Source organism: Streptomyces sp. WI03-4A (assembly GCF_033792105.1).
Lineage (GTDB): Bacteria > Actinomycetota > Actinomycetes > Streptomycetales > Streptomycetaceae > Streptomyces > Streptomyces collinus_A.
Map to the genome: position 1 here is coordinate 340329 of NZ_JARAUO010000003.1, position 18877 is coordinate 359205.

Below are 18877 nucleotides of genomic sequence, written 5' to 3' on the forward strand. Positions count from 1 at the left end.
GTCACCTCCAGCCGGACGCTAGAACGCCACGAGACCCGTGCGGGAGGCGCACCGAGGGCTCACAGGTGCAGGACCCCGCCCGTCAGGCGTTCTCCGCCTGGAACATCCAGTGGTGCTTCTCGAGGTCCGCGGTGATCCCGATGAATATGTCCTGGGACACCGGGTCCGCGTCGCCGGTCCCGTTCACCCGCGCCCGCATCCGGACGATCACGGCGCCGAGGGCGTCCACCAGGGCCCGTACCGCGTCCGTGTCCTTGATCCAGCCGGCCGGGGTGCTCCCGATGCCGCTGGCGGAGGACACCGTGGCCGCACGCCCGTCGGGCGGGACGCCGAGTGCGGAGGCACGCTCGGCCACCGTGTCGGAGTGGGTGCGCGCGGAGTCGACGACCTCGTCGAGCTGGAGGTGGATGGAGCGGAAGCGAGGTCCGACGACGTTCCAGTGGACCTGCTTGGCGACCAGGGCGAGGTCCACGAGGTCGACCAGGGCGCCCTGCAGCGCCTCGGCCACGGTCTTCAGATCGTCGTCGGGCAACGGGCTCTTCACGACGTACATCCGTTTCCTCCGGGGGCTCGGGGCCGGCACGTCCCTCCACCATGACGGCCGCGCCGAATACCGGCAAATGGACGAAAAAGAGGCACGGATCACACGTGAGCACCACACGAAAGCCCCGGCCGGGCCCTCCCAGGTCTCCCTGGGAAGCCCGGCCGGGGCTTCGCACGTATCGGGGTCGTCAGGCCGCGCAGGCGGACGTCACGCCGCGACCACGTCCACCGCCTCGGCGGGCGCCTTGATGGTCACCCGTTCCGGTGGCACTCCGGTCACCGACACGGAACCCAGCATCGGACGGACCGGCGTGGGCACGGACTCGGTGGCCGTGGCGGACTGGGCCAGCTCGGCGAGCGCCAGTTCGTCGCTCACCTCGCGCATCAGTTCCGACATCCGTACGTCCAACGCGTCGCAGATGGCGGAGAGCAGCTCGGAGGAAGCCTCCTTCTGCCCCCGCTCCACCTCGGAGAGATAGCCGAGTGAGACTCGGGCGGACGAGGAGACTTCGCGCAGAGTACGGCCCTGGCGTTGGCGCTGCCGACGCAGCACGTCACCAAGCAGGCGACGGAGCAGAATCATCGGTGGCTCCCTCCTCGGACCGCGTAGCCGCATCCTTCTCGCCCCACCGTACCGCCTCGCGCCGCGGCCGTGCGGGGAGCGATGTCGTGTTCACTCAGGGCTGTAAACATCAAAACCCCCCGTTCCGTTCCGTATCCTGTGCCCGCTCATTCCCGGTCTGTTCGCCCGCAAGCTCCTTCAGAAGCAGTGCGAGTACGCTCCGTACACTCTCCATACGAATTTCCGCACGGTCGCCGTTCAACCGCAGGGCCTCCACTTTTCCGCCACCGGCAGAACCAGAGCCCGGCGCGGGGGGGCCGTCCACGGCCACGAACACCGTCCCGACGGGCTGCCCGTCCTGTGGATCGGGGCCCGCGACACCGGTCGTCGCGATCCCCCAGTCGGCTCCCAGGGCCTTGCGCACCCCGGCCGCCATCTGGGCCGCGACCTGCGGATCCACCGCTCCCCGCTGCTCCAAGAGAGTGGCGTCCACCGCCAGCAGCTCGTGCTTGAGCGCGGTGGCGTACGCGGTGACCGAACCGCGGAAGATCTTGGAGGCCCCGGGGACCGTGGTGATCTCCGCCGCCACCAGTCCACCGGTGAGCGACTCCGCCACGGCGAGGCTCTCGCCCCTCACGGTCAGTAGTCGCACCACTTCGGTGGCCGGTGAACTCAACGCTGCTTCTCCTCCAACGCCGCCGCGCGCTCGGCGATTCCCTGCCGGCGCAGCACAATGGCTTGTCTCACGTAGTCGAGGCCGGTGACGACGGTGAGGACGACCGCCGCGGCCATCACCCAGAACCTCAGGGTGGCCAGCCACCCGGTCAGCGCCAGGACGTACATCCCGACGGCCACGCCCTGGGTGAGCGTCTTGAGCTTGCCGCCCCGGCTCGCGGGGATCACGCCGTAGCGGATGACCAGGAAACGCAGCAGGGTGATCCCGAGTTCCCGGCCGAGGATGACGGCCGTGACCCACCACGGCAGATCGCCCAGGGCCGAGAGGCAGACGAGCGCCGCACCCATGATCGCCTTGTCGGCGATGGGGTCGGCGATCTTCCCGAAGTCGGTGACCAGGTTGTAGGTGCGCGCCAGATGCCCGTCGAACAGGTCGGTGATCATGGCGATGGCGAAGGCCGCCCACGCGAGCGAGCGCCAGGCCGGGTCGTAGCCGCCGTCGGCCAGCATCAGCGCCACGAATCCGGGCACGAGCAGCAGCCGCAGCATCGTCAGCAGATTGGCGACGTTCCAGACGCTCGCCTGGTTGACGGCCGCGGCCGTCAGCTTGCCGCCGCGCACGGGCCGCGTGTCCTCCGACTCCGCGGCCCGACCCGCGGGGCCGGAAACCGGGCCGGAGACTCCGGAGGCGGCGCCGTCGGCAGCGGCGGCGGAACCCCGGGCGCCCTGCGCGCCGGAGGAGCCGCCCGCGGCGGATGCCGGGACTCCGGTCATCTGCCCGCCTCCTCGCTACACCCGAACGAGCCCGCCAGCGGCTCGGCGACCAGGTCGACGCCTTCCGTGCCGACCACCTTCGCCTCGACCATACGTCCGACGCTCAGGCCCGCGCCGCTCGTGAGCAGCACCTGGCCGTCCGTCTCCGGCGCCTGGTGCGCCGCACGGCCGTACACGCCCTCCTCGTCGTCCACGGACTCCACGAGGACGCTCACGGTCTGCCCGACGCGCTCCTCGGACCGCTGGGAGACGAGCTCCTCGGCGAGCCGGGAGATGTGGGCGAGGCGCTCGGCGACGACGTCCTCGTCGAGCTTGTTCTCGTACGTCGCCGCCTCCGTGCCCTCCTCGTCGGAGTACCCGAAGACACCGATGGCGTCGAGGCGGGCGCCGGTCAGGAAGCGCTCGAGCTCGGCCAGGTCCGACTCGCTCTCGCCGGGGAAGCCGACGATGAAGTTGGAGCGCACGCCGGCCTCCGGGGCCTTGCTCCGGATGGTGTCGAGCAGCTCCAGGAAGCGGTCGGTGTCGCCGAAGCGGCGCATCGCGCGCAGCACGTCGGGCGCGGAGTGCTGGAAGGACAGGTCGAAGTAGGGGGCGACCTTCGGGGTGGAGGTCAGCACGTCGATCAGGCCGGGGCGCATCTCGGCCGGCTGCAGGTAGCTCACCCGCACCCGCTCGATGCCGTCGACCTCGGCCAGCTCGGGCAGCAGGGACTCCAGCAGGCGGATGTCGCCGAGGTCCTTGCCGTAGGAGGTGTTGTTCTCGGAGACCAGCATGATCTCCTTCACCCCCTGCTCGGCCAGCCAGCGCGTCTCGTTCAGCACGTCGCTGGGGCGGCGGGAGATGAAGGAGCCGCGGAAGGACGGGATGGCGCAGAAGGAGCAGCGCCGGTCGCAGCCGGAGGCGAGCTTGACCGAGGCGACCGGGGAGCCGTCCAGCCGGCGGCGCAGGGGCGCGCGCGGGCCGGAGGCGGGCGCGAGACCCTCCGGGAGGTCGGTGGGGCCGTGGCCGGGCAGCGCGACGGCGGCGGCCGACTCCTGGCGCTCGGCCGGGCTGATCGGCAGCAGCTTGCGGCGGTCGCGCGGGGTGTGGGCGGCGTGGATGCCGCCCGACAGGATGGTCTGCAGGCGGTCGGAGATGTCGGCGTAGTCGTCGAAGCCGAGCACGCCGTCGGCCTCGGGCAGCGCCTCGGCCAGTTCCTTGCCGTACCGCTCGGCCATGCAGCCCACCGCCACGACGGCCTGGGTTCTGCCATGGTCCTTGAGGTCGTTGGCCTCCAGCAGGGCGTCGACGGAGTCCTTCTTGGCGGCTTCGACGAAGCCACAGGTGTTGACCACGGCGACATCGGCGTCCGCGGCGTCCTCGACGAGCTGCCAGCCGTCCGCCTCCAAACGGCCTGCGAGCTCCTCCGAGTCCACCTCGTTACGGGCGCAGCCGAGAGTGACTAGTGCGACGGTACGGCGTTCAGGCATGGGCTCAAGACTACTTTGTCTCACTGACGACCCACGTCGACGGGGTTGGCCGATCCCGGCCAACCCCGTCACATCCGCTCCGCCCGCGGGCCCTCATCCGGCCTCGGGGTCGCCCTTGGTGTACGTGAGGCGCTCCACGGCGCCGGGCCGGAAGTTGTCCTCGATCTTCTTGCCGTTGACGTACAGCTGGATCGCGCCGGCGTCGCCGAGGATCAGGTTGATCTTGGAGTTGTCCTGGAAGGTCTTGGACTCGCCCTTCTTCAGCAGCCCGTCGAAGAGCATCCGGCCGTTGTGGTCCTTGGCGGAGATCCAGCTGCGCCCGCCCGGCGCGCTGACCTGGACGGTGACCTTGTCCTGCGGGGCCGCCGCGATGGCGCTGTCGGACGCCTCCGGGGTCGGGTCGGCGGGCTTGCCCTTCTTGGGGGTGGGCGAGGCGGTCTTGCCGGGCGTGGTGGTGGCGCCCTCGGCGACCTGGGACTTGGCGTCGTTCCCGTCGCCGCCGCCCTTGAAGGCGGTGAACCCGACGAAACCGACGACGGCGACGATCGCGGCGACCATGGCCGCGGTCCAGTTCGGGCCCCTGCGCTCGGGGCGGATACGTTCCGCCTCGAAGAGGGGGGCCGCCGGGGTCGGCGCGGGCCGTCCGCCGTGCTCGGCGTCGAACCGCGCGATCAGTGGTGCGGGGTCGAGGTGCACGGCCCTGGCCAGCGTGCGGATGTGCCCGCGCGCGTAGACGTCACCGCCGCAGGGGGCGAAGTCGTCCGCCTCGATGGCGTGCACGATGGCGATACGGACACGGGTGGCGCTGCTGACAGCGTCGACGGTGAGCCCGGCCGCGATGCGCGCCTGCTGCAGGGCGCGCCCGACGGAGGTATGGGTTTCCTCGGACATGTCTGGGAACGGACGCTCGTCTTCAGGGGAGTTGCCGATGGACACGGGGGCGCCTTTCGAGCGTGTGAGCCACCTGTGCTGGAGGATCAGTCTAGGGCGGGAGCGAAAGGGTGGGGCAACCGGGCGGTGCTACTTGTACGCCAATCGGAAAGGCCGGTCATTCCGACGGCGGGGACAGACACCTACCCCGTATCGGGGTCGGTAGCTGTCCTTTCGCTCAACTTGACGTACGGCAAAGGGAAACGGTTGCCCGCCGCTCTCTAACGGGTGGATCACGGTCGTGCCGCCAGCCGGCGTAACCCGACACGCCGGGTTCCGCACGCCGGGCGGGCAACCGGCCCAGTCCCCGCCTGCTAGCCGTCGGACTCCCCGCGGATCACCGCGAGCACGCCGTCCAGCTCGTCAGGCTTCACGAGGACGTCACGCGCCTTCGAGCCCTCGCTGGGTCCGACGATGTTGCGGGACTCCATGAGGTCCATCAGCCGGCCCGCCTTGGCGAAGCCGACGCGCAGCTTGCGCTGGAGCATGGACGTCGACCCGAACTGGGTGGAGACCACCAGCTCGGCCGCCTGGCACAGCAGGTCGAGGTCGTCGCCGATGTCCTCGTCGATCTCCTTCTTCTGCTTGGTGCCCACAGTGACGTCGTCCCGGAAGACGGGCGCCATCTGGTCCTTGCAGTGCTGGACGACGGCGGCGACCTCGGCCTCGGTCACGAACGCGCCCTGCATACGGGTCGGCTTGCTCGCGCCCATCGGCAGGAACAGCCCGTCGCCCTTGCCGATCAGCTTCTCGGCACCGGGCTGGTCGAGGATGACCCGGGAGTCGGCGAGCGAGGAGGTGGCGAACGCCAGCCGCGAGGGCACGTTGGCCTTGATGAGACCGGTGACCACGTCGACCGACGGGCGCTGGGTCGCCAGCACCAGGTGGATGCCGGCCGCGCGCGCGAGCTGCGTGATGCGCACGATCGCGTCCTCGACGTCCCGCGGGGCGACCATCATCAGGTCGGCCAGCTCGTCCACGATCACCAGCAGGTACGGGTACGGATGCAGCTCCCGCTCGCTGCCCTCCGGCGGCTTGACCTTGCCCTCGCGGACCGCCCGGTTGAAGTCGTCGATGTGCCGGAAGCCGTACGCGGCGAGGTCGTCGTAGCGCAGGTCCATCTCGCGCACGACCCACTGCAGGGCCTCCGCGGCCCGCTTGGGGTTGGTGATGATCGGCGTGATCAGGTGCGGGATGCCCTCGTACGCGGTCAGCTCGACGCGCTTGGGGTCGACGAGGATCATCCGGACGTCCTCCGGGGTCGCCCGCATCATGACCGAGGTGATCAGGCAGTTGATGCAGGACGACTTGCCGGAGCCGGTGGCGCCCGCGACCAGCATGTGCGGCATCTTCGCCAGCGAGTGCATCACGTACCCGCCCTCGACGTCCTTGCCGAAGGCGACCAGCATCGGGTCGTCGTCCTCGGCGGACTCCGCCAGGCGCAGCACGTCACCGAGGTTGACCATCTCCCGGTCGGTGTTCGGGATCTCGATGCCGACCGCGGACTTGCCCGGGATGGGGCTGATGATCCGCACGTCGGGGCTGGCGACGGCGTAGGCGATGTTCTTGGTGAGCGCGGTGATCCGCTCGACCTTCACGGCGGGGCCGAGCTGGACCTCGTAGCGGGTGACGGTCGGGCCCCGGGTGAAGCCGGTGACGTCGGCGTCCACCTTGAACTCGGAGAAGACGTTGCGCAGGGAGTCGACGATCGCGTCGTTGGCCGCGCTGCGCGCCTTGCCGGGCCCGCCCCGGGTGAGGAGGTCGAGCGCCGGCAGCCCGTAGGTGATGTCCCCGGCGAGCTGGAGCTGCTCCGCGCGCGGGGGCAGCTCGCGAGGCGCGTCGGGGGCGGCCTTCGTGAGGTCGGGGACGCTCGCGACCTGGACCGTCTCCCGCTCGGGCCGGGCGGCCGGCGCGGGAACCGGGGCGGACGCGGGTGCCGGCTCGGGGGCGGCTGCCGGGGTGGGCACCGGCGTGGTGTCCTCGCGCTCCCCCACGCCGACCCCCTGGGTGAGGTCGGCGACGAGCGGCGACGGCGGCATGCCGTGCATGACGGCGCCGTCGAGCGCGGCCGCGGCGGCCGCCGCGACGTCCACGGCGTCCATCCGGCGCTGCGGGTCGGGCTGCGGCACCGCGGACCGCCTGGGGCGGCCGCGGCGCTGCGAGAGGGCCTCCTCCTCGGCGCCGTCCGGGTCGTATCCCTGAGGGGCGCCCCGGCGCTTTCGGGGGCGCGCGGGCAGCGCCTCACGCCACTGCTCGTCGTACCGCTCGTCGTCCTCGGAGGTCTCGTACTCCTCCGGGTCGGGCAGCAGCCCCAGCCGCACGCCGAGCGCGCGCAGCCGCTGCGGGATGGCGTTGACGGGAGTGGCGGTCACCACGAGCAGTCCGAAGACGGTCAGCAGCACCAGCAGCGGTACGGCGAGCACGTCGCTCACGGTGTACGTCAGCGGGGTCGCCGCCGCCCAGCCGATCAGGCCGCCGGCGTCCCTTATGGCCTGCATGCCGTCGCTGCGGGCGGGCGAGCCGCAGGCGATGTGGACCTGGCCGAGCACGCCGATGACGAGCGCGGACAGACCGATCACGATGCGGCCGTTGGCCTCCGGCCTCTCCGGGTGCCGGATGAACCGCACCGCGATCACCGCGAGCAGTATCGGCACCAGCAGGTCGAGCCGGCCGAAGGCGCCGGTGACCAGGATCTCCACCAGGTCGCCGACCGGACCGCGCAGATCGGCCCAGGTGCCGGCGGCGACGATCAGCGCGATGCCGAACAGCAGCAGCGCCACGCCGTCCTTGCGGTGGGCGGGGTCGAGGTTGCGCGCGCCCTGCCCTATGCCCCGGAAGACGGCGCCGACGGCGTGCGCCAGGCCCAGCCACAGGGCGCGCACCAGCCGGTACAGGCCCCCGGTCGGGCTCGGTGCCGGCCTGGGCGGCGCGGCCTTCTTGGCCGGGACCTTCCTCGCGGGCGCCTTCTTGGCGGGGGCTTTCCTGGCGGCGGCCTTCCGCGCCGGAGCCTTCGACGGAGCGGCCGCCTTCTTGGCGGGCTTCTTGGCTGCGGAGGGACGTGAGGCCATGGGTGTGAGGTTACCGGGGGAGACGACGGCGGACACGTGTGCCCGCCTCCGAGTTCTCGACTTCGCTCGAACAGGGGCGACCGCCGGCTTCACCCGTTCGTGTCGCCCTTGCCCGGGCGCGGAACTGACGCACGCTCATGGACAACTGTGCTCCGGGCGCGCGTCAGTTCTGCGGCGGCATCGACGCGGCACCGCCGGCCGTGCCCGGCTCCAGCGCGTCGAGCGCCCGGCGCAACCCCGTGAGTTTGCGTTCGAGATGGGCCGCCGTGGCCACCGCGGCCGCGTCCGCCGACTCGTCGTCCAACTGCTTGGACAGCGCCTCCGCCTGCTCCTCCACGGCCGCGAGCCGCGCCGACAGCTCCGCTAGCAGCCCGGCGGACTCCTTGCCGCCCACCGCGCTCTTGCCGCCGCCCTCCAACTGGAGCCTCAGCAGCGCCGCCTGCTCCCGCAGTTGGCAGTTCTTCATGTACAGCTCGACGAAGACCGAGACCTTGGCGCGCAGCACCCACGGGTCGAACGGCTTCGAGATGTAGTCCACCGCGCCCGCCGCGTAACCCCGGAAGGTGTGGTGGGGGCCGTGGTTGATCGCGGTCAGGAAAATGATCGGGATGTCCCGGGTCCGCTCCCGCCGCTTGATGTGCGCGGCCGTCTCGAAACCATCCATGCCCGGCATCTGGACATCCAGCAGAATGACCGCGAAATCGTCCGTGAGCAGTGCTTTGAGCGCTTCCTCCCCGGACGATGCCCGCACCAGTGTCTGATCGAGCGCAGAGAGGATGGCCTCCAGCGCCAGCAGATTCTCCGGCCGGTCATCGACCAGGAGGATCTTGGCCTTCTGCACCATGGCCCGTCCTCCTCGCCCCGGCGGTACACCGGGCGCCGCCCCAGGGGACGACTCCCTTTCGCCGTCCGTCCTTGTGCCGGTCATCGTAGCCGCACCCCGCCTGTCGCCACACCCTGTCACCGCGATGTCACTGTGCACACAAGGGAAACGCGGCGGGAGACCGGAAGGTTCCCGGAATCCGCGATTCCCGCACGCGCCGGAGCCCCGGCACCGGCAACTCCGCACGCACACCCCGGGTTCCCATCCCGTTCACGTTCGCACCGGTCAAACCGTCACTCGGCCCCCATCCACTGCCGCATGACCGCCAGCAGATGATCGGGATCGACCGGCTTGGTCACGTAGTCGGAGGCGCCCGACTCGATCGCCTTCTCCCGGTCGCCCTTCATGGCCTTCGCCGTCAGCGCGATGATCGGCAGCCCGGCGAACTGCGGCATCCGACGGATCGCCGTCGTCGTCGCGTACCCGTCCATCTCGGGCATCATGATGTCCATCAACACGACCGCCACGTCGTCGTGCTGTTCGAGCACCTCGATGCCCTCACGGCCGTTCTCGGCGTACAGCACCGACAGCCCGTGCTGCTCCAGGACGCTGGTGAGCGCGAACACGTTGCGGATGTCGTCGTCGACGATCAGCACCTTCTCGCCGCCGAACCGCACCACGCGGGCGGGCTCCGGCGCGCTCTCCTGCTCGGCGATCGTCGTCCACTGCTCGGGCCGCTGCTCGGCCCGCGGCAGGCTCCGGCGCCGGCGCCGGAAGAGCGCGGCGGCCCCGTTCTGCGTCTCCTGGTACGACTTCACCTCGGCCGGCGTCACGATCTCCGCGGCGGACAGCTCCGAGGACAGCCGCGCCTCGGAGGCGACCAGCTCACCGGCCTCCAGCGGGGCCACCGACTGCTGGTAGCCCTGCGGCGGCAGCTCGCTCGGGTGCAGCGGCAGGTACAGCGTGAACGTCGAACCGCGGCCCGGCTCGCTCTGCGCGTGGATCTCACCGCCGAGCAGCTGCGCGATCTCCCGCGAGATCGACAGACCGAGGCCGGTGCCGCCGTACTTGCGGCTGGTCGTGCCGTCCGCCTGCTTGAACGCCTCGAAGATCACCCGCATCTTGCTGGCCGCGATGCCGATGCCCGTGTCGGTCACCGAGAACGCGATCAGGTCGGCCTGCGGATCGGTGAGCGAACCGGCCTCCAGCAACTGCTCCCGGATCTTCTGCGGCACGTCCGCGCCCGAGGGCCGGATCACCAGCTCCACCGACCCGGAGTCGGTGAACTTCACCGCGTTCGACAGCAGGTTGCGCAGCACCTGCAGCAGCCGCTGCTCGTCGGTGTGCAGGGTCGCCGGCAGCTCCGGTGACACCCGCACCGACAGGTCGAGGCCCTTCTCCGCGGTCAGCGGCCGGAAGGTCGCCTCGACGTAGTCCACGAGCTGGACGAGCGCGATGCGCGTCGGGGAGACGTCCATCTTGCCCGCCTCGACCTTCGACAGGTCGAGGATGTCGTTGATCAGCTGGAGCAGGTCGGAACCGGCGCCGTGGATGGTCTCCGCGAACTCGACCTGCTTCGGCGACAGGTTCCCCTCGGCGTTGTCGGCGAGCAGCTTGGCCAGGATCAGCAGCGAGTTGAGCGGAGTGCGCAGCTCGTGCGACATGTTCGCCAGGAACTCGCTCTTGTAGCGCATCGACACCGCGAGCTGCTCGGCGCGCTCCTCCAGGACCTGCCGGGCCTCCTCGATCTCGGTGTTCTTCACCTCGATGTCCCGGTTCTGCCGGGCCAGCAGCTCCGCCTTCTCCTCCAGTTCGGCGTTGGAGGCCTGCAGCGCCTTCTGCCGGTTCTCCAACTCCGCCGACCGCTCCCGCAGTTGCTCGGTCAGCTCCTGCGACTGCTTCAGCAGCTGCTCGGTCTTGGTGTTGACCGAGATGGTGTTGACGCTGGTCGCGATCATCTCGGCGATCTGGTTCAGGAAGTCCTTCTGGATCTGCGTGAACGGCGTGAAGGACGCCAGCTCGATCACGCCGAGCACCGTGCCCTCGAACAGCACCGGCAGCACGATCACCTGCGCCGGCGGCGCCTCCCCGAGCCCCGAGGAGATCTTCAGGTAGCCGCTGGGCGCGTTCTCCACCAGGATCGTGCGCCGCTCCTCGGCGGCCGTGCCGATGAGCGCCTCGCCGGGCCGGAACGACGTCGGCATGGAGCCCATCGAGTAGCCGTACGAGCCGAGCATCCGCAGTTCGTACTGCTCCCCCGACTCACCGCTGATGTCCTGGCCCTCCATCAACGGCATCGCCACGAAGAACGCCCCGTGCTGCGCGGACACCACCGGCGTCAGCTCGCTCATGATCAGCGAGGCCACGTCCTCCAGGTCCCGGCGGCCCTGCATCAGCGCGGAGATGCGGGCGAGGTTGCCCTTGAGCCAGTCCTGCTCCTTGTTGGCGATCGTGGTGTCGCGCAGGTTGGCGATCATCTTGTTGATGTAGTCCTGCAGCTCCTGGATCTCGCCGGACGCGTCGACGTCGATCTTCAGATTCAGGTCGCCCCGGGTCACCGCGGTCGCCACGCGCGCGATGGCCCGCACCTGCCGGGTCAGGTTCCCCGCCATCTCGTTCACCGACTCGGTGAGGTCGCGCCAGGTGCCGTCGACGTCACGCACGCGTGCCTGACCGCCGAGCTGCCCCTCCGTGCCCACCTCACGGGCGACCCGGGTGACCTCCTCGGCGAAGCTGGAGAGCTGGTCGACCATCGTGTTGATCGTCGTCTTCAGTTCGAGGATCTCACCGCGGGCGTCGATGTCGATCTTCTTCGTCAGGTCACCCTTGGCGATGGCCGTGGTGACCATCGCGATGTTGCGCACCTGACCGGTCAGGTTGGACGCCATCTGGTTCACCGACTCGGTGAGGTCCTTCCACGTGCCGGCCACACCCGGCACGTGCGCCTGACCGCCCAGGATGCCGTCCGTGCCCACCTCACGTGCCACCTTGGTGACCTGGTCGGCGAACGAACTGAGCGTCTTCACCATCGTGTTGATCGTGTCCGCGAGCTGCGCGACCTCGCCGCTCGCCTCGATCGTCACCTGCCGGGTCAGATCGCCGTTGGCGACGGCCGCGGCCACCTGCGAGATGTTCCGCACCTGCATGGTCAGGTTGTTGGCCATCAGGTTGACGTTGTTGCTCAGGTCCTTCCAGATGCCCGTGACGCCCGGCACGTGCGCCTGGCCGCCCAGGATGCCCTCGGTGCCCACCTCACGGGCCACCCGGGTCACCTGCTCGGCGAAGCTGGAGAGCTGGTCGACCATCGTGTTGACCGTCGTGACGAGTTCGAGGATCTCGCCCTTCGCGTCCACCGTGATCTTCTTCGACAGGTCGCCCTTGGCGACCGCCGTCGTGACCTCGGCGATGTTGCGCACCTGGATCGTCAGGTTGTTCGCCATGAAGTTCACGGACTGCGTGAGGTCCTTCCAGGTGCCGGAGACACCCTGCACCTCGGCCTGGCCGCCGAGCATGCCCTCCGTGCCCACCTCGCGGGCCACCCGCGTGACCTCCTGGGCGAACGACGACAGCTGGTCCACCATCGTGTTCAGGGTGTTCTTCAGCTCCAGGATCTCGCCGCGCGCGTCCACGGTGATCTTCTGGGACAGGTCACCGCGGGCCACGGCCGTGGCGACCTGGGCGATGTTGCGCACCTGGGCGGTGAGGTTCCCGGCCATGCCGTTCACCGAGTCCGTCAGGTCCCGCCACACCCCGGCCACGCCCGGCACCTGCGCCTGACCGCCGAGCCGGCCCTCCGTGCCCACGTCCCGGGAGACCCGGGTCACCTGGTCGGCGAAGGCGGAGAGCTGGTCGACCATCGTGTTGATCGTGTTCTTCAGCTCCAGGATCTCGCCGCGCGCGTCGACGTCGATCTTCTGCGACAGGTCACCCCGCGCCACCGCCGTCGTCACCTGGGCGATCTGCCTCACCTGCGAGGTGAGGTTCCCGGCCATGAAGTTGACGGAGTCCGTCAACTCCTTCCAGGTGCCCGACACGCCGTCCACCCGCGCCTGACCGCCCAGCCGGCCCTCCGTACCCACGTCGCGCGCCATCCGCGTGACCTGGTCGGCGAAGCTCGACAGCTGGTCCACCATCGTGTTCACGGTGTTCTTCAGCTGGAGCATCTCGCCGGACACGTCCACGGTGACCTTCTGCGACAGGTCGCCGTTGGCCACCGCCGTCGTCACCTGGGCGATGTTGCGCACCTGACCGGTCAGGTTGCGGAACGCGGTGTTGACGGAGTCCGTCAGGTCCTTCCAGGTCCCCGCCGCCCCCGGCACCTGCGCCTGGCCGCCCAGCTCACCCTCGACACCGACCTCGCGCGCGACCCGCGTCACCTCGGCACCGAAGGACGACAGCTGGTCCACCATGCCGTTGACGGTGTTCTTCAGCTCCAGCATCTCGCCGGCCACGTCCACGGTGACCTTCTGCGACAGGTCACCGCTCGCCACCGCCGTCGTCACGGCGGCGATGTCCCTCACCTGTGTGGTCAGATTCCGGAACACCGTGTTGACGGAGTCCGTGAGGTCCTTCCAGGTGCCGGCGACACCCGGCACGGTCGCCTGACCGCCCAGCCGCCCCTCGGCACCGACCTCGTTGGCCACCCGCGTGACCTCGTCCGCGAAGATCCGCAGCGTCTCGGTCATCTGGTTGATCGTCTCGGCCAGCTGCGCGACCTCGCCACGCGCCGGCACGGTCACCTTCTGCGACAGATCACCGTTGGCCACCGCGGTGGTGACCTGGGCGATCCCCCGCACCTGCGCCGTCAGGTTGCCGGCCATCAGGTTCACCGAGTCGGTGAGTTCCTTCCAGGTACCGTCCACCCCCGGAACATGCGCCTGACCACCGAGAATGCCGTCCGTGCCGACCTCACGCGCGACCCGCGTCACCTCCGAGGAGAACGCGGAGAGCTGGTCGACCATCGTGTTGACGGTGTTCTTCAGCTCCAGCATCTCGCCGGCGACGTGCACGGTGACCTTGCGCGACAGGTCGCCCTTGGCCACCGCGGTGGTCACCAGGGCGATGTCCCGCACCTGCGCCGTCAGCCGCGACGCCATCGTGTTGACGGAGTCCGTGAGGTCCTTCCACGAACCGGACAGCCCCCGCACGCGTGCCTGCCCGCCGAGCTTGCCCTCCGTGCCGACCTCGCTGGCCACCCGCGTGACCTCGTCGGTGAACGTCGACAGCTGGTCGACCAGGTTGTTGACGGTACGGCCGACCTTCAGGAACTCGCCCCGCAGCGGGTGCCCGGAGCCGTCCGGCGCCTGGGTGCGCAGGTCCATGCGCGGCGAGAGGTCACCCTCGGCGACCGCCGTCAGGACCCGGCTGACCTCCGAGACCGGCCACACGAGATCGTCGACCAGAGCGTTGGAGTTGTCGATGGCGGTCGCCCACGAGCCCTCGCAGGCGCCCGTCTCCAGCCGCTCCGTGAGCTTGCCCTCACGCCCCACCATGCGCCGCACCCGCGACAGCTCACCGGTCAGGTGCAGATTGCGGTCGGCCACCTCGTTGAAGACCGCCGCGATCTCCGACATCACGCCGTCGCCGGAGACCGTGAGCCGCTTGCGGAAGTTCCCGTCGCGCATCGCCACCAGGGCGGCCCGCAGCCGGTTCAGGGCAGCCGTGTCCACGACGGTGGTGCCGCCGCCGTTCCTGCCCAGGGACGGTCCGCCTTTCGCGCGCGTCTTCGTGCCCCGCGTCGCTGCGCCAGACTCCACTGTGTCCCTCCCGAAGGGGTAGACCGTTACTGCTGTGCCACTACCGTGCCCGGCCACGCCGGCCCGGTGCGCCGGATCCCGGCTTACCGGTTACTTCCGCGTACCTGTTACTCATGGGTATTTCTGTCAGACGAGATCCGGACACACCAGGGGCTGCTGCCCGCCGTACACGGAACACACGCAGCATGACCGGACCTTCATCAGAAGCTTGCCCAGTGTTTCACCCCGGCCGAACCAGGCCATAACAGTTCGGCAGCTTCGCACATCGTCCGCACACCCTGGGGGCGTAATCACCGGCGACCGGCATCCACTGGGACGGGGAAGGTAAGTAACCTTGCATGCGGCTGTCCAGCCGCACCGGTCCCACCGGCCTGGGCGGTGGCACGAGAACGAGCGGGCATCGGAGGGGCGGCCGCAGACCATGACCACCGGAGTGATCCCCGAGGGACTTCCCCCGGAGCCACGGCCGACGGGCGAGCTGATGCCGCAGCAGCGGCGCGAGCCGGCCGGCCCCGCAGCCCTGCACGTAGACAACCGGCCGAGGAGTTCTGTGATCACCGCGCGCGCGGCCGCCAGTTTCGAGCCCGTCGGGCGATCGGTCGCGACCGCCCGGTCCTTCGTCCGCGACACCCTCCAGGGCTGGGGCTTCGCTGACGTCGTCGACGACGCCGTGGTCCTCACCAGCGAACTGGTCACCAACGCGGTCGTGCACGCGGGCACCCACGCCGAGGTGCTGTGCCTGCGCACCGAGGACGGGGTGCGCGTCGAGGTCTCCGACCGCTACCCCGAGCGCGAGGTCCCCGTCCAGGGCTCGCCCGCCGCCATGGGCAGCCCCGACCGGGAGGGCGGGCGCGGCCTGCAGCTGTGCGCGGCCCTGGCCGCCCGCTGGGGCGTGGACTACACGCCCACCCACAAGAACGTCTGGTTCCAGCTCGACCTGCCCGAACGTCCGGTCGGCACCCGCACCGCCGGCCCCTCGCTGCCCGCCGAACTGCTCCCGCTCGCCGACGGACGGGTCCGCGTCGCCGTCCTCCAGATCGACCGGAAGGGCGCGATCACCGCCTGGAACGAGGACGCGGAAGAGCTGTTCGGCTATCCGGTGGCCGAGGTCATCGGCAGGCCCCTCACCGACCTCGCCGCCTGGCCGCACACCCCCGGCACCGGCACCGGCATCGCCGAGGCGCTCCAGCTCTCCCGCTGGGAGGGCAGCTACGGCATCCGCGGCGCCGACGGACGGGTGGCCCAGGTCTACGCCTCCCACCTCAGAGTCCGCGACACCGGCGGCGAGCCCTCCACCGTGTGCCTGCTGGTACGGGACCACGAGCGCGCCGTCCTGCAGACCCCGCAGCGCGTCCCCGCCGGCGACCAGGCGACCACCTCCGACGGCCAGAGCACCGACCCGTTCGAGGTCTTCATCGGCTCCCCCGCCCCGGACGACCTCGACGGCCTGCTGCAGCGCACGGTCGAACGGGCCCGCGACATGCTCGACAGCGACTCCGCCTTTCTGCTCCTGGCCACCGACGACGAGACCGAGCTCGAGGTCCGCGCCTCCACCGGCCTGCCCTCCGCCCGCCAGCGCTTCGCCCGCGTCCCCGTGGAGGCCGGCCCCGGCCGCTACGGCTCCGCCCGCATGCCGGCCGTCCACGACGACCTCAACGCCGTGCCCGGCGCCGTGCCGCTGCTCAACGGCACCGGCATGCGCTCGGTCGTCACGGTCCCGCTGAAGGTCGAGGGCCGCCTCACCGGCTCCCTCGGCGTCGCGGCCGAGGCACCCGGCCGGTACTCCAACGAGGAGGCACTGCGCCTGCAGTTCGCCGCCGACCGCATCGCCCTGGCCGTGGAGTCGGCCCGCCTCGGCGAGCTGGAACGGCTGCGTCGCGGCTCCCTGAGCTTCCTGGTCGAGGCCTCCGACCTGCTCGCCGGCACCCTGGACCGGGACCAGACGCTGGCCCTGATGGCCCAGATGACCGTGCCGACCCTCGCCACTTGGTGCGCCGTCTACACGATCGCCGACCAGGCCTCCGAGCCCTACCTCTCGTACGTACTGCACGAGGACGAGGAACTCATCGACGGCATCAAGTCGTTGCTATCGAAGGTCGCCCCGCCCGATCCGGTGCCGACGCCCGGCGCCCGCGTCTGGAGCACCCCTGGCGAGGTCGCCCACCAAGCGGCCCTGCGCAGCTCCATGCGCAGCCTCGGCCTGTCCGGCGGCCCCACGCGCCAGGTGGCCTCGGGCATCGGCCCGACGCTCGCCACGGCCTCCGCGGTCGGGGGCGAGACGGTGGTGCTGCCGCTGGTCGCCCGCAACCGCGTGATCGGCATGCTCACCCTCGGCAAGCCCACGGACGAGCACTTCCGGCAGGAAATCCTGGAACTGGCCGAGGACTTGTCCCGCCGGGCCGCGCTCGCCCTGGACAACGCCCGCCTGTACTCGGAACGCACCGCCATCAGCCAGTCCCTGCAGCGCAGCCTGCTCCCGCCCGGCCTGCCACAGATCGACGGCGTCGAGGTCGAGGTCATCTACCGCGCGGCCGGCGAGGGCAACGAGGTCGGCGGCGACTTCTACGACCTGTTCCCCATCGGCAACGGCGCCTACGGCTTCGCCATCGGCGACGTCTGTGGCACCGGACCGAACGCGGCCGCGGTCACGGGTCTGGCACGGCACGCGCTGCGGCTGCTGGCCCGCGAGGGCCTGTCCGGCCCCGCGGTGCTGGAGCGCCTCAACTCCGCGATCCTCGACGAGGGCGACCGCAGCCGCTTCCTCACCCTGCTCTACGGCGAGATGCGGCCCCAGGAGGACGGCAGCGCCGAGCTGAAGGTGGTCTGCGCGGGCCACCCGCTCCCGCTGCGCCTGCGCCAGGACGGCACGGTGGTCGCGGCGGCCGAACCCCAGCCGCTGCTCGGCGTCATCGAGGACCTGGAGCTGTACGAGCAGACGGTCACCCTCGACCCGGGCGACGTCCTGCTGTGCGTCACGGACGGCGTCACCGAACGCCGCGAGGGCACCCGCATGCTGGGAGACGACGGCCTCGCCGACGTCCTGACCACGTGCACGGGCCTGACGGCCGGCGCGGTCGCGGCACGCATCATGCGCGCCGTGGAGCGTTTCGCGTCCGACGCGCCTTCGGACGACATGGCGATCCTGGCGATGCGGGTCCCGGGGCTTCAGCACGACTGAGGCCCCCGGGGCCGCCCGGGCACACGAAGAAGGCCCCGCCCATAAGGGCGAGGCCTTTTTATACGAGCCCCCAAACGGAATCGAACCGTTGACCTTCTCCTTACCATGGAGACGCTCTGCCGACTGAGCTATGGGGGCCTGTCGCTTTCGAGGTTTCCCTCGCGGCAACAAGAAAACCATACCCTGAACAGGCCGCATTTCCCAAACTCGTTCGGCGGCGGTCAGAAGGCGGGCTGGAGCAGTCCGCCGAGGGCGTTGCACGCGGACACGATCCGCTGCATCTCACGCTTGGTCAGTGCGGCGTCCACGGGCAGCGCGAGCGTCTCGTCCGCGGCCCGCTCGGTCTCCGGCAGCGGCACGCAGCGCCGGAACTCGGGCAGCCGGTGCACGGGCGTCTTCACCGGCACCCGGCAGGCAACTCCCCTGGCCCGCAGGGCTCGCGCGAAGGCGTCCCGGTCCGGCCGGCCGTTGCCCGGCACCCGCACCACGTACTGCTGGTAGCTGTGCCCGTCACCGCCGTCCGGCGTGCGCACGCCCTTCAGCTTGGCGTCGAGGTAGGCGGCCCGCTCCCTGCGCTGCGCCATCTCGTCGTACGGCGCCTCGGACTCGGCCTGCTCCAGGACGAGCAGCCCGTGCCGCCGGCCCAGCTCGTGCAGCCGCGTGATGTCGGCACGCCGGCCGAAGCGGTGTACCACAACGACGGCCGCCGTCCGCGGAGTTACGGCCGCTTCGACGGCGGACGGGTCGAGGCAGTAGGTGGCCGGATCTATGTCGGCGAACACGGGGAGCGCACCCACGAGGCTCACGGCCTCGGCCAGCTCGACGTTCCCGAAGGCCGGTACGACGACCTCGTCACCGGCTCCGACGCCGGCGGCCCTGAGCATTGCAGCAGTACCCATGGCTGCGATGCTGAGCGCGCAACGTGAACTCGAAGTTACGCATACCAAAAAAGGGTTGGACCCTGAACCGAAGTTCAGGGTCCAACCCTTTCTCAAAATTTGTTCGGCGGTGTCCTACTCTCCCACAGGGTCCCCCCTGCAGTACCATCGGCGCTGTGAGGCTTAGCTTCCGGGTTCGGAATGTAACCGGGCGTTTCCCT

Annotated in this window: 11 protein-coding genes, 1 tRNA gene and 1 rRNA gene; 1 reads left to right on the forward strand and 12 read right to left on the reverse strand. The window is 70.4% G+C overall.

Annotation, left to right across the window (positions count from 1 at the left end; genetic code table 11):
* Positions 1–82: 82 nt before the first annotated feature.
* From PV343_RS06350 to PV343_RS06390, 9 genes are all read right to left on the reverse strand, one after another.
* Positions 83–553 (reverse strand): Dps family protein, encoded by a 471-nt coding sequence (locus PV343_RS06350; RefSeq protein WP_319145778.1) that lies wholly within the window; start codon positions 551–553, stop codon positions 83–85.
* A 198-nt stretch (positions 554–751) separates the two neighbouring features.
* On the reverse strand, positions 752–1126 hold the full coding sequence (locus PV343_RS06355) for a helix-turn-helix domain-containing protein (RefSeq protein WP_319145779.1): 375 nt from the start codon (positions 1124–1126) through the stop codon (positions 752–754).
* A gap of 109 nt (positions 1127–1235) precedes the next feature.
* A complete protein-coding gene (locus tag PV343_RS06360; protein ID WP_319145780.1) occupies positions 1236–1781 on the reverse strand; it encodes a CinA family protein in 546 nt (181 codons plus the stop codon).
* Complete coding sequence (pgsA, locus tag PV343_RS06365; protein WP_319145781.1) at positions 1778–2554, reverse strand: CDP-diacylglycerol--glycerol-3-phosphate 3-phosphatidyltransferase; 777 nt, start codon at positions 2552–2554, stop codon at positions 1778–1780. The genes PV343_RS06360 and pgsA overlap by 4 nt, the downstream gene beginning before the upstream one ends.
* Positions 2551–4023 (reverse strand): 30S ribosomal protein S12 methylthiotransferase RimO, encoded by a 1473-nt coding sequence (gene rimO, locus PV343_RS06370; protein ID WP_319145782.1) that lies wholly within the window; start codon positions 4021–4023, stop codon positions 2551–2553. The genes pgsA and rimO overlap by 4 nt, the downstream gene beginning before the upstream one ends.
* A gap of 93 nt (positions 4024–4116) precedes the next feature.
* On the reverse strand, positions 4117–4959 hold the full coding sequence (locus PV343_RS06375) for a helix-turn-helix domain-containing protein (protein WP_319145784.1): 843 nt from the start codon (positions 4957–4959) through the stop codon (positions 4117–4119).
* A gap of 308 nt (positions 4960–5267) precedes the next feature.
* Entirely contained in the window at positions 5268–8021 is a 2754-nt protein-coding gene (locus PV343_RS06380; protein WP_319145785.1) for a DNA translocase FtsK, read from the reverse strand.
* Between the two features lie 163 nt (positions 8022–8184).
* The gene (locus PV343_RS06385) at positions 8185–8865 is read right to left on the reverse strand and encodes a two-component system response regulator (RefSeq protein ID WP_319145786.1); all 681 of its coding nucleotides are present in this window, start codon (positions 8863–8865) and stop codon (positions 8185–8187) included.
* A gap of 272 nt (positions 8866–9137) precedes the next feature.
* Entirely contained in the window at positions 9138–14600 is a 5463-nt protein-coding gene (locus PV343_RS06390; protein ID WP_319145787.1) for a HAMP domain-containing protein, read from the reverse strand.
* A gap of 421 nt (positions 14601–15021) precedes the next feature.
* Between PV343_RS06390 and PV343_RS06395 the strand changes: the two genes are divergently transcribed.
* Positions 15022–17778 carry a SpoIIE family protein phosphatase gene (locus PV343_RS06395; protein ID WP_319145788.1) on the forward strand — a complete coding sequence of 919 codons (2757 nt, stop codon included), beginning with the start codon at positions 15022–15024 and terminating at the stop codon, positions 17776–17778.
* Positions 17779–17843: 65 nt separating this feature from the next.
* Here PV343_RS06395 and PV343_RS06400 read toward each other — a convergent pair.
* The 3 genes from PV343_RS06400 to rrf all read right to left on the reverse strand — a co-directional run.
* Positions 17844–17916: transfer RNA gene (locus PV343_RS06400), tRNA-Thr, on the reverse strand.
* Between the two features lie 83 nt (positions 17917–17999).
* The gene (locus PV343_RS06405; protein WP_319145789.1) at positions 18000–18725 is read right to left on the reverse strand and encodes a DegT/DnrJ/EryC1/StrS family aminotransferase; all 726 of its coding nucleotides are present in this window, start codon (positions 18723–18725) and stop codon (positions 18000–18002) included.
* Positions 18726–18778: 53 nt separating this feature from the next.
* Positions 18779–18877, reverse strand: a 5S ribosomal RNA gene (rrf, locus tag PV343_RS06410); the annotation flags it as partial.